The following is a 12,510-nucleotide window of genomic DNA, read 5'->3' on the forward strand; positions in this document are numbered from 1 at the left end:
TAAAAATAATTCAAAAAACTATTGCATTGCAATAGTTTTTTTGTCTAAAATAGTTTCTTAATTTAGTGCCTATACTACAATATGAAAGAAGTAAAAATAGAATCAGTACTGCAAGTGTTTGATAATTTTGATGAATTACCAGTAAATGTAGCATCTTTAATGAAACAAGCTATGGCCGCTAGAGAAAACGCTTATGCACCTTACTCAAAATTTAGTGTTGGAGCTGCTATTTTATTAGACAATGATGAGGTTGTAACTGGCAACAATCAGGAAAATGCATCGTATCCTTCAGGATTATGTGCAGAGAGAACGGCCATTTATTATGCTGGAGCCAAATACCCAGATGCCAAAATTGTTAGAATAGCCGTAACTGCTGGTTCAAGAATTCATCAAACAGTTACACCTATTCCTCCTTGTGGTGCTTGTAGGCAAGCCATTGCTGAATATGAAGTTAAACAAGATGCACCAATAGAAATTTATTTTATGGGTGAAACTGGCAAAGTTGCGAAATCAAACTCTCTAGCCAATTTATTACCATTAGTTTTTGATAAATCATTTCTATAACGATTTCGGAGTAAATTTTACGATTTTCAGTTTTTTCATTACTAACTAAAGTGTTACTTTTGTTAATCGTTTACTTAATTAACGTAACCAATGCAGAAAATAACAAAAGAAGTTTACCTTAATTGGTATGAAGATATGTTGTTCTGGAGGAAGTTTGAAGATAAACTTGCTGCAGTTTACATCCAACAAAAAGTAAGAGGATTTCTTCACTTATACAATGGTCAAGAAGCTGTGCTAGCTGGAGCTTTACACGCTATGGATTTATCCAAAGATAAAATGATTACTGCTTACAGAAACCACGTACAACCAATTGGTATGGGAGTTGATCCAAAACGAGTGATGGCAGAGTTGTATGGAAAAGCAACTGGTACTTCACAAGGTTTGGGTGGTTCCATGCACATTTTCTCAAAAGAGCATGGTTTTTATGGAGGTCATGGTATAGTTGGAGGTCAAATTCCTTTAGGTGCGGGTATGGCATTTGGAGATAAGTATCATGAAACAGGTGCTGTAACTCTTTGTTACATGGGAGATGGAGCTGTAAGACAAGGGTCTTTACATGAGACTTTTAATATGGCCATGAACTGGAAATTACCAGTCGTATTCGTTTGTGAAAATAATGGATATGCTATGGGGACATCTGTAGAAAGAACAGCAAACCATACTGATATTTGGAAACTCGGACTAGGTTATGAAATGCCTTGTGGACCTGTTGATGGTATGAATCCTGTGAAGGTTGCTGAAGCTATGCATGAAGCTATAGAAAGAGCTCGTAGAGGTGATGGTCCAACATTTTTAGAGATGAAAACCTATCGCTATCGAGGACATTCCATGAGTGATGCTCAACATTATAGAACCAAGGATGAGGTTGAAGAATACAAGAAAATAGACCCAATAAATCAAGTAAAGGATATTATTCTTGAAAAGAAATATGCTACTGAAGCCGATATTAAAAAGATTGATAAACGCGTTAAAGATTTGGTAAGTGAATGTGAAAAGTTTGCTGAAGAGTCCCCATGGCCAGAAAAGAGCCTGATGTATGATGCTGTTTATGAACAAGAAGATTATCCATTTTTACAACATAAATTATAAGCTATGGCAGAGATTATAAATATGCCTCGTTTGAGTGATACCATGGAGGAGGGAACCGTTGCTACTTGGTTAAAGAAAGTGGGTGACAAAATTGAAGAAGGTGATATTCTCGCTGAAATTGAAACTGACAAAGCCACTATGGAATTTGAGTCATTTCACGAAGGGACTTTATTGCATATTGGTGTTCAGGAAGGCGAAACTACTAAAGTTGATGAGCTTTTGGCAATTATAGGTGATGAAGGAGAAGATATTTCAGACTTGTTAAATGGTAGCACCAAAAACACGGCTGACAATAAAACTTCTGAAGAAGAAGATAAGAACGCAGATGATAATTCAAAAAACGAAGAATCAGAATCAAAGAAGCAAGATTCTTCTGAAGAAGCTTCAAATGACGATAGTAAAACAGAATTACCCGATGGTGTGACAGTAGTAACCATGCCGCGTTTAAGTGATACCATGGAAGAAGGGACTGTCGCTACATGGTTAAAGAAAGTAGGAGACAAGGTTGAAGAAGGTGATATTCTTGCTGAAATTGAAACAGATAAGGCTACAATGGAGTTTGAATCGTTTCAATCTGGGACTTTATTACATGTTGGGTTGCAAGAAGGTGAATCGGCTAAAGTTGATGCTTTATTAGCCATAATTGGACCTGAAGGAACAGCGGTTTCGGATATTGCAAAGAATTTTAAACCACCTGGAGATACTTCTGAAGCTAAAAAGGAAGAATCAAAGCCTGTAGAAAAGCCTAAAGCCGAACCTAAAAAAGAAGCTGTTGCTTCGAATCCAGTAGAAGCAACAAAATCAACTACATCAACTTCAAACGGAAGACTATTTGTTTCTCCGCTGGCTAAAAAAATGGCGGAAGAACGCCATATTAATCTGTCACAAGTCAAAGGATCAGGTGAAAATGGTCGCATTGTTAAGCGTGATATTGAAAATTATAATCCTGCAGCTAGTTCAGCAGCATCTGTTGGTAAATTTGTGCCTTCTGGACAAGAAGATTTTGATGAGGTAAAGCATTCACAAATGCGTAAGGTTATTGCCAAGCGCCTTGCTGAATCTAAATTTACTGCGCCTCATTATTATTTGAATGTTGAGTTTGATATGGAAAATGCCATTGCTTTTCGTCAGCAATACAATTCAATTCCAGACACGAAAATTTCATATAATGATATTGTAATAAAGGCTTGTGCATTGGCTTTAAAACAACATCCACAAGTCAATTCGCAATGGTTTGACGATCGTATGCAATTAAATAACCATGTGCATATTGGTGTTGCGGTTGCTGTACCTGATGGTTTGGTTGTTCCTGTTGTGCGTTTTGCCAACGAACAAAGCTTACCTCAAATTGGTGCAGCTGTTAAGGATTATGCTGTAAAAGCTAGAAATAAGAAGTTAACTCCTCAAGAAATGGAAGGCAGTACGTTTACTATTTCCAATCTTGGTATGTTCGGAATCGAAAGCTTCACATCCATTATAAATCAGCCTAATTCAGCCATATTATCAGTTGGTGCTATAAAAGAAAAGCCTGTGGTGAAAAACGGACAAATTGTTGTGGGTAATACCATGAAATTAACCATGGCTTGTGATCATAGAACTGTTGATGGTGCAACAGGGTCAGAGTTTTTACTAACACTCAAAGGATATATTGAAAATCCAATTACCATGTTGGTATAATCTAGAATAAGCTAGTAAGAATAATATAAATCCCACTACAAATATTTCAAGTGGGATTTTTTTTATCTTTAAACAAATTAAAATTCTATCAATGAAAAGCATTCTTATAATCTTTACTTTTTTATTGTTTTACAATTGTAAAGCAACAAAGACAGAAGTATCTAATACCAATAAAGAAGAAACTACATATAGCGTTCCAGCTAAAGATGTAAAGGTGAATCTTGAAGCGTCTGATTTTAAAAAATCAATCAAAGAAAGTATGTTTTTTCTCGCTTCAGATGATCTAGAAGGAAGAGCTACAGGTTCAGTTGGTATTGAAAAGGCTGCAGTATTTATAGAAAATTTTTTAATGACAAATGATATCAAACCTTATTTTGAAACCTATCGTGACAGTTTTAGACTTAAGGATATTATAGGTTATAATATTGTTGGAGTTGTTGAAGGAAATGACCCCAAGCTCAAAAATGAGTATATAATTCTCGGAGGTCATTACGATCATATTGGAATGGGAAAAGAAGTTAATGGCGATAAGATTGCTAATGGTGCCAATGATGATGCATCAGGTACTATTGCAGCTATGGAGTTTGCTAAATATTTTGCGAAAAGCAAAACTAATAAACGCAGTATTCTGGTAACCTTATATGCGGCAGAAGAAATGGGGTTAAAAGGTTCAGGGCATTTAGCAGAAAGATTGAAAGCAGAAGGTATAAATGCTTATACCATGATTAATTTTGAAATGATAGGTGTGCCAAGAGCATCTGATAAATCTTTATCGTATATGAGTGGGTATGAACGGTCGAATTTTGCTGAAACACTTAATAAATACGCTGGAGAGGAGGTTGTAGGATTTTTTCCTCAAGCAAAAGAATTTCAACTGTTTATGAGGTCAGATAATTATCCGTTTTATAAGGCTTTAAATATTCCTGCACATGCCATTTCAACATTTGATTTCTCCAATTTTGATTATTATCATCATGTTGATGATGAAGCCGATAAAATGGATTATGATCATATGGCTAATTTTGTTGTAAAAATGATTCCTGCATTGCAAGGTATGATGAATACTGAAAATAAAGAAGTTGTATTGAAAGATGAGTAAGAATATAATTATTACAGGAACAAGTCGTGGTATTGGTTTTGAGTTAGTACATTTATTTGCCAAACAGGGATTCAATATATTGGCACTGTCTAGAAATGCACAACCTGTAAATAACATGCATTTTGATAATATTACGTCATTTGCATTTGATTTGTGTAACCAATCTGATTATCAAAAAGTATCTAAATTCATTGACAAAGAATGGGGACATGTCGATGTCTTAATTAATAATGCAGGAATGTTATTAAACAAGCCTTTTGTTGAAACAACTATTGCCGATTTTGAAAAGGTTTACCGAACTAATGTTTTTGGTGTTTCTGAAATGATTAGAACAGTATTAGCTTTCATGAATAAAGGGAGTCATGTTGTTACCATTAGCTCGATGGGTGGCATTCAAGGTAGTATGAAATTTCCAGGACTTTCGGCTTACAGCTCAAGTAAAGGGGCAGTCATTACATTAACTGAATTATTGGCAGAGGAGTATAAAGATTCTGGTATATCATTTAACGCTTTGGCTTTAGGTGCTGTGCAAACTGAAATGTTAGAAGAGGCATTTCCAGATTATCAGGCACCTACTACAGCTTTAGAAATGGCAAATTACATTCTTGATTTTGCCTTAAATGGACAAAAATTTTACAACGGAAAAACGCTGCAGGTATCCAACTCAACGCCTTAAATATTATTTTTTTGCAATGCCAATCATAACATAACGATTGTGTTTGGGAATTAATTTTTCAATCAAAGTATCTAGTTTGCCGAGCATTTGACGTTGCTTTTCTGTTTTTCCAAAGGCACCAAAAAAACCTACTGTTTTATATTCAAGACTTTTGTAAGAATTAAATAGTTTTACAATGTCATTCAATTTCATATAATACCACTGACTTCCCCAGCCTACAAATTTCTTTCTAGCATACATATGTAAAAAAGAACCCTCCAAGTTTTCAATAAACACCACACGTCCGCCAGGTTTTAAGCTTTTATAAATAGAATCAATTGTTTGTTGTTCCAAACGCTTACCTGAATCAATGCTGACGCCTCCTAACACCGACTTGAAGACTACTAAATCAAAATGATTTTCATAAGGAATATTTGATGCATCTATGGCTTTATAGGTTATGTTTTGTTCGCAACCATGCTTTTTGTGAAGTGCAATGGTTTTATCCAATTCATGCTGTTGATCTGTATAACTTACATCTGAACAAATGACTTGGTTGTTATTTAATGCTAGCCATAATGACAAACCACCTTGTCTTGCACCCAATTCAAGACATTGATAACCTTTGTCTTTGACATCTAAATGTTTTTTCCAAAAATCAAAACTTTTAGACCAGTTTACAATATCCCAAGCTATAATATCGTCTATTAATTCCTTTTTCATTTAATTTATGGTAACACCTTGAGTAGTAAAAGAAATTCCTAATTGTTCAATAGTTGAAATCATAACAGCTTCAAAAAAAGGTTCGTGTAGCGATTCATTTATAGCCCAATCAAATACAAAATTGGCACCTGCACCACCAGTAGTATCTCTTTCATCAATAACTATTTCAATGGTTTCAAGTGGTTTAATATAAATAGGATAATCAAAGTAAGTGCGTATCAAGTTACCTTTAGTATCATAATATGCTGCTTTATTCAAATAAATAGATTCACTAGGGTTTATATTTCTCAAGCTTACTGTAGCGGTTAGATTTATGGTAAGATGCTCTGACTCGCTATAGATTTCAGAATATACAGGTAGATAGCTTTGCCCAATTCTTAAGCTGTCACTAATGTCAATTGTGACACGTCGTTTCTCCCAATTAACTGGGTCAATGGAACTTATTTCTTTGTCATTCTCACAGGACAAAAAACTAAAAATTAGTATCAGAGGTATGAAAAAATATCTCATTAAAAATGTTTTAACATTAATGTTTTTCAATTTAACAATTTTATTGTTTTGTAGCATGGCTTTTCATTTTAAAAAGAAGTAATTTTGCATAATTTTAGAATACTATGCATCAAACAACAAATACCATTTTAATGATTCGTCCTGTAAGTTTTAGGATGAATGAGCAAACAGCTGTAAATAATTACTTCCAGGAAGACTTAGATTTAAAAAATGCTGAAATTAATGCTAAAGCACAGGAGGAGTTTGATGCTTTTGTTGAAAAATTGCGTGCTGTTGGTGTTAATGTTATTGTTGAAAATGATGATAAATTAATGGACACGCCTGATTCTATTTTTCCAAATAATTGGGTTAGCTTTCATGAAAATGGTGATGTTGCGTTATACCCAATGTTTGCTGAAAATAGACGTAAAGAAAGACGCGATGAGGTTTTTATTAGACTTGAAAAAGAAGGTTTCAAGATTGAAAACATTGTTGATTATACAAGTGCCGAAGAAGAAGGTGTATTTTTGGAAGGTACAGGTAGCTTGTTGCTAGATAGAATAAATCATAAAGCATATTGTGCTTTATCACCAAGAGCAGATGAAGAACTCTTTATTGAGTTTTGTGAAGATTTTGAATACACTCCCATAGTTTTCACAGCAAATCAAACTGTTGATGGTGAACGTTTGCCTATTTATCATACCAATGTTATGATGTGTTTGGCAGAAAAATTTGCGGTAATCTGCTTGGATAGTATTGATGATAAAAAAGAGCGCAAGCAAGTTGTTAAGAGTCTTAAAGAAGATGGTAAAACAATCATAAGTATAACTGAATCACAAATGCATCAGTTTGCTGGAAACATGTTGCAGGTTAGAGGACATTTAAATCAACGTTATTTGGTAATGAGCCAAGCTGCTCATAATAGTTTAACTGAAGCTCAAATTACAGAAATTGAAAAATTCTGTCCTATTATATCTAGTTCGTTAGAAACTATTGAAACATGTGGTGGTGGTAGTGCTCGTTGTATGATGGCAGAAGTATTTTTGCCAAAAAATTAAGTGTTTTGCGGATTGGATTTAGGTAGTTCTACGTAGAACGTACTGCCTCTATTAAGGTCGCTTTCAACCCAAATCTTACCGTGATTTAAATCAACAAGTTCTTTACAGATGCTTAAACCTAAACCAGTTCCTTTCTCGTTGCCAGTTCCCACAGTGGTAAACGTACTGTTTTTAAACAGTTTCTTTTGATTTTCAGGAGAAATACCCACGCCAGTATCTGAAATACTAATAATGGATTTACCGCTGCTTATGTGGTTTGATATGGTGATGGTGTCACCTTCCTTACTAAATTTAATAGCATTAGTCAATAAGTTTTGGATGACTATCTCTACCATACTTCTATCGGCATACACAAAATCACGCAGTGTTTTGTTTCTCAACAAAATACCTTTTTTGTCCATTTTTTGTTCCAGTAACTGCACTTTTTCTTCAAAAACCTCTTGAATATCAAACAAAGAAGGGTTTGATTCCAACGATTGCATTTGAGATTTTGACCAATTAAGTAAATTGAATAGTAACATGGAGGCATTATTAGCATTCTCACTTAACTCGGGAATCAGATTGTTGAATTCACTTTGAGAAAGTTGTCCATCTTTTAATAAATCAATAAACCCTTTAATAGATGTCAAGGAGTCTTTTAAATCATGTGAAACAATTGAGAACAATTTATCCTTCACTTTATTGATGTCTTCTAAATGCTTCGTTTGCTCTAAAATGGCTTCGTTTTGTAATTCAATCTTTTTGTTTTTATCTTCTAAATCTTGTGTGTACTGCAGGTTATTATTTCTTTTTAAATAGGTTAATATAAAAAAGATAAGCACTATTGAAAGTGCAGCAATAAGCCCATATACAACAAGCTTTAAGTCCTTAATCCTCTTTTCGTTTAAGAGGGTTTCTTTATTGTGTTCATCAATAAGTGCCGTGTTATTTGATGTAGCCGTTGAGGTAATATTTTTTAGTGTAGATTCGTCAATGTCAGAATAACTAGGTTTAATAATCTTTTCTTTATCTAATTTGCTTTTTAACTCATAATAATCCCGTTGCCACTTAAATGCACGTTCAAAATTTCGGCTGGTCGAATCCAACTGCCTTCTTAATTCATAATTTTTTAAGAGTTCTGATTTGTTGTTAATGGCCTTGGCAATATTTCCAGCTTCGTTTAATCTAATATCGGCAAGTTTGGTTCTTTTTTGCTGAATATTCAATTTTCCTAAATTGTTCAATGAGATTAAAAGACCAAGTTGATTATTTGTCTTTCTATTAAGTTGTAATCCTTCAATAAGATATTCTGATGCTTCTTCGTAATCTTTAAATTGGAGATACTCACCTCCCAATCTTGGTAAAATTTCGCCTCTTAAGGAGTCATTATCAGTGCCAATTAGGTTTAGTACTTTTTCGTAAAAATCAATAGCTTTTCTATTTTCTTTTTCTTCAGAATATAGTTCTGCTAGCGTTTTGTAGGTACTTATAATTCCTGCTTGGTTTTGTAATTCTTCCTCTATTTCAAGACGCTTCAGGTTAAACTCAATTGATTTTAATCTATCATTGGTTTTTTCATAAGCTGTAGCCAGGCTTTTATAAGCGGAACTCAATTCACGCTTTAAATTACGTTTTTCCAATTCCTCAATAGCTGATAGCGCATGCTGAAGTCCTTTTTTATAATTTCCACGCTCAATTTCAATGAGTCCAATGCTATTATTTACCTTGGCAACACTTAAAGTATCTTGTTGTGCTAAAAACAATTCTTTAGATTTAGAATAATTGGCAATGGCATTGATATAATCATTCTTTTTGGCGTAGATTTTTGCTTTGTAGTATGTTATTTCGGCTATGCCTTTTTCATAATTCAAATCATTGGAAAGCTTTTCGCTTTGCGCAATGTATTGCAATGCTTTATTGTAATCCCCTTGATTATAAAGCACTTTAACAAGACGTAATGAGGTTTTTACTTTGGAGGTGTCAGCCTTTTGGAAAGCAAGCTGTATGGTAAGACTGTCCTGTTCCATGGTTTGTGAAAAACCAGTAAAAACAGAAAGGAAAATAATTAAAGTAATTAATTTCTTCATACAGTAAATACACAACAACAATTGGTATATCTTTTTTCTGAAACAGAAAACAAGGATATCATTGAAGCTTGTGATATGTTAGTTAGTTTAAGAAAGCTCATTAATTTGGGGATTAATAGCATTACTAAACAAAAATTAACAAAACCCTTGCAAAAAGCTAATTTTTAGGTTTTAATGCCAAAAAATTAGTTGAAATGGATGCCTGTTTTTTTGTAAAAAAAGTACTACTCGATTAACGGCATAAATCTTGGAAAAACGACACTTTTATCGATGAAATGCACAATGGCTCTAATGTCTAAATTAGATATCCTGATTTGTCATAAAACAGCGCGAATTTGAATATTGTTTTTTTTCAGTATATTCATTAGAATTTAAACCAAAAACATATGAATAAAACAGTTAAAATGATCTTACTAGTAGTTGGAATTATATTGGTTATTTACGGTATTTATACCCTTATTGCACCAGAAGCTTCAGTAGGAATAGGTGATTTAAGTATTGAAGCTCAAGATAATGATAATTCATATATCACTATTGCTTTAGGAATCGCATCTGTAGCATTAAGTTTTTTGGGTGGTAAAAAATCATAAACATTAAATTTTAGTGTAAAAAAAGCCTGTTTACAACTACAAACAGGCTTTTTTATTATCACATATTTACAAGTGTCACTTTAATAAAAGTTTTATCTTTGCAGTCTTAAAAAATCAGACATGAATCTTCAGGAAACGCTTTTAAAATCAGTAAAGCAAGCTGTAAAGCAAATTTATAATAGTGATTTATCAACTGTTGAATTCCAAGCCACGCGTAAGGAGTTTCCAGGTGATATTACGGTTGTTATTTTTTCTATGTTACGCGTGGTAAAAGGCAATCCTGTTCAAATAGGAGAGAACATTGGTCAGTATTTAATGGAACATGTTGATGAGGTCAAGGGATTTAATGTGGTTAAAGGATTTTTGAATGTTGAGATTCAGGATAGTCATTTTCTTCAGAGTTTTAATGACATTTTTAATGATGAAGCATTTGGTACCATCAAGCCAAAACCGAATGATAAAGCGGTTATGGTTGAATATTCTTCGCCAAATACAAACAAGCCGTTGCATTTAGGTCATATACGTAATAACTTGCTGGGTTATAGTGTTTCTGAAATTTTAAAAGCCTCTGGCAAAAAGGTTTATAAAACTCAAATTATCAACGATCGTGGCATTCATATTTGTAAGAGTATGTTGGCATGGCAACGTTTTGGTAATGGCGAAACTCCTGAAAGCACTGGTGTAAAAGGCGATAAGTTGGTTGGGAATTACTATGTAAAATTTGACCAAGAGTACAAAAAAGAAATAACCCATTTGATTTCTGAAGGTCAAACTGAAGAAGAAGCTAAAAAGAAAGCGCCGATTTTAGTTGAAGCTCAAGATATGCTCCGTAAATGGGAAGCAGGTGATGAAGAAGTTGTAAAGCTTTGGGAAACCATGAATGGTTGGGTGTATGATGGGTTCGATATCACGTATAAAAATCTGGGCGTTGACTTTGATAAACTATATTACGAAAGTGAAACCTATTTATTAGGTAAAGAGTTTGTTGAAGAAGGTCTAAAAACGGGTGTTTTTTATAAAAAAGATGATGGTTCAGTCTGGTGTGATTTGACCGATGATGGCTTGGACGAAAAAATTGTACTACGTGCTGACGGAACTGCTGTTTATATGACCCAAGATATTGGAACCGCCATTCAACGTGTAAAAGACTATCCTGACGTAGGAGGAATGGTCTATACGGTTGGGAATGAACAGGAATACCATTTTAAGGTTTTGTTCCTAATCATTAAAAAACTAGGTTTTGAATGGGCAGAAAATTTATACCATTTAAGTTATGGTATGGTCGATTTGCCTAGTGGTAAAATGAAAAGTCGTGAAGGCACTGTAGTTGATGCTGATGATTTGATGGATGAAATGGCGCAAACTGCCGAAGACATCTCAAAAGAGTTAGGCAAATTAGATGGTTATTCTGAAGCTGATAAGCAAGCACTTTACCATATTATTGGATTGGGAGCCTTAAAATATTATATTCTAAAAGTTGACCCTAGAAAACGTATTTTGTTTGATCCCAAGGAATCTGTAGATTTTCAAGGAAACACAGGGCCTTTTATTCAATATACCTATGCCAGAATACAGGCAATTTTACGTAAAGCAGATTTTGATTACAGCAATCACGTAGCACCTGTAAACTTACATGATAAAGAACGTGAGCTGATTAAGCAAGTTCAATTATTCCCAGAAATGGTACAACTGGCAGCTAGTAATTTCAGTCCGGCTTTGATTGCTAATTATACGTATGATTTAGTAAAGGAGTTTAATTCATTTTACCAAAACGTCTCTATCTTAGGGGCTGATGACCAAGCAGAAAAAGTATTTAGAGTACAATTATCACATGTAGTTGGCAGAACAATCAAACAAGCATTCGCGCTATTAGGAATTCAGGTGCCTGATAGAATGTAGAGTCTATTTAACATAAATAATACTTTATTTAATCACTATTATAAAATTTATAGTTTAAAATTGAAAGCAATAAATTTCTTTTTAATAATTTTACTGAAAATTAAGTTATGAAAAAAATAGTTTTATCCACGAAAATTTTAATTCTTTCAATGTTATTTGTGCTCCCGTCATGCTCATCATCTAGTGATGATGATGCAGGTAATGGTGGAGGAGGCCCAATAGGGACTCCTCAACATCAAGTTTTAGAAACATTGTTAATAAATGAATCATGGACGGTAAGTTATTATTACCACAATGACCAAGAGGAAACAGATAGCTTTAACTTTTATGGTTTTGATTTTTTTCAATCTAATAGAGTTGAATCTTCTGATGGTTTCGAAACTTATATTGGGACGTGGTCAGTGACTGATGGATCAAATGATGATATTTTAGTTAATCTATCTTTTGCTTCACCTGAAGTTTTTTCTCAACTAACAAAAACTTGGAAAATTATTAATTTTGATGAGAGTTTTGTTGAATTGGTTGAGAATTCTAACAGTGGTGGTAATCCAGATAAGGTGACTTTTAGAAAAATATAAATACCGTAATTACTGTCTTCTAG

At 33.7% G+C, this 12,510-nt stretch carries 12 protein-coding genes; 9 read left to right on the forward strand and 3 right to left on the reverse strand.

Annotation, left to right across the window (positions count from 1 at the left end; translation table 11 throughout):
- Positions 1–81 precede the first annotated feature (81 nt).
- From cdd to C1S72_RS14065, 5 genes are all read left to right on the forward strand, one after another.
- Positions 82–564, forward strand: a complete 483-nt coding sequence (gene cdd / locus C1S72_RS14045) for a cytidine deaminase (protein ID WP_104736375.1) — start codon at positions 82–84, stop codon at positions 562–564.
- Between the two features lie 90 nt (positions 565–654).
- On the forward strand, positions 655–1,653 hold the full coding sequence (gene pdhA, locus C1S72_RS14050; protein ID WP_104736376.1) for a pyruvate dehydrogenase (acetyl-transferring) E1 component subunit alpha: 999 nt from the start codon (positions 655–657) through the stop codon (positions 1,651–1,653).
- 3 nt (positions 1,654–1,656) lie between these two features.
- Positions 1,657–3,330 carry a pyruvate dehydrogenase complex dihydrolipoamide acetyltransferase gene (locus C1S72_RS14055; RefSeq protein ID WP_104736377.1) on the forward strand — a complete coding sequence of 558 codons (1,674 nt, stop codon included), beginning with the start codon at positions 1,657–1,659 and terminating at the stop codon, positions 3,328–3,330.
- Positions 3,331–3,421: 91 nt separating this feature from the next.
- Positions 3,422–4,429: a M28 family metallopeptidase gene (locus tag C1S72_RS14060; protein ID WP_104736378.1), complete on the forward strand. Its 1,008-nt coding sequence runs from the start codon at positions 3,422–3,424 to the stop codon at positions 4,427–4,429.
- A complete protein-coding gene (locus tag C1S72_RS14065) occupies positions 4,422–5,105 on the forward strand; it encodes an SDR family NAD(P)-dependent oxidoreductase (RefSeq protein ID WP_104736379.1) in 684 nt (227 codons plus the stop codon). The genes C1S72_RS14060 and C1S72_RS14065 overlap by 8 nt, the downstream gene beginning before the upstream one ends.
- A 3-nt stretch (positions 5,106–5,108) precedes the next feature.
- On the opposite strand, the gene C1S72_RS14070 is transcribed toward C1S72_RS14065, so the two are convergent.
- Positions 5,109–5,807: a class I SAM-dependent methyltransferase gene (locus tag C1S72_RS14070; protein WP_104736380.1), complete on the reverse strand. Its 699-nt coding sequence runs from the start codon at positions 5,805–5,807 to the stop codon at positions 5,109–5,111.
- Positions 5,808–6,317, reverse strand: coding sequence for a DUF3124 domain-containing protein (locus tag C1S72_RS14075; RefSeq protein WP_104736431.1), 510 nt, complete (start codon positions 6,315–6,317; stop codon positions 5,808–5,810).
- 104 nt (positions 6,318–6,421) lie between these two features.
- Here C1S72_RS14075 and ctlX point away from each other — a divergent pair, with 104 nt between their 5' ends.
- Positions 6,422–7,354 carry a citrulline utilization hydrolase CtlX gene (gene ctlX, locus C1S72_RS14080; protein WP_104736381.1) on the forward strand — a complete coding sequence of 311 codons (933 nt, stop codon included), beginning with the start codon at positions 6,422–6,424 and terminating at the stop codon, positions 7,352–7,354.
- Here ctlX and C1S72_RS14085 read toward each other — a convergent pair.
- Positions 7,351–9,420, reverse strand: coding sequence for an ATP-binding protein (locus C1S72_RS14085; protein ID WP_104736382.1), 2,070 nt, complete (start codon positions 9,418–9,420; stop codon positions 7,351–7,353). The genes ctlX and C1S72_RS14085 overlap by 4 nt on opposite strands.
- A 386-nt stretch (positions 9,421–9,806) precedes the next feature.
- Between C1S72_RS14085 and C1S72_RS14090 the strand changes: the two genes are divergently transcribed.
- The 3 genes from C1S72_RS14090 (at position 9,807) to C1S72_RS14100 (ending at position 12,487) form a co-directional block, all read left to right on the forward strand.
- Positions 9,807–10,010 (forward strand): hypothetical protein, encoded by a 204-nt coding sequence (locus C1S72_RS14090; RefSeq protein WP_104736383.1) that lies wholly within the window; start codon positions 9,807–9,809, stop codon positions 10,008–10,010.
- A 120-nt stretch (positions 10,011–10,130) separates the two neighbouring features.
- Positions 10,131–11,909 carry an arginine--tRNA ligase gene (gene argS, locus C1S72_RS14095; RefSeq protein WP_104736384.1) on the forward strand — a complete coding sequence of 593 codons (1,779 nt, stop codon included), beginning with the start codon at positions 10,131–10,133 and terminating at the stop codon, positions 11,907–11,909.
- A gap of 107 nt (positions 11,910–12,016) precedes the next feature.
- On the forward strand, positions 12,017–12,487 hold the full coding sequence (locus C1S72_RS14100; RefSeq protein ID WP_162920001.1) for a hypothetical protein: 471 nt from the start codon (positions 12,017–12,019) through the stop codon (positions 12,485–12,487).
- Positions 12,488–12,510 lie beyond the last annotated feature (23 nt).

The organism is Hanstruepera ponticola (assembly GCF_002940745.1).
GTDB lineage: Bacteria > Bacteroidota > Bacteroidia > Flavobacteriales > Flavobacteriaceae > Hanstruepera > Hanstruepera ponticola.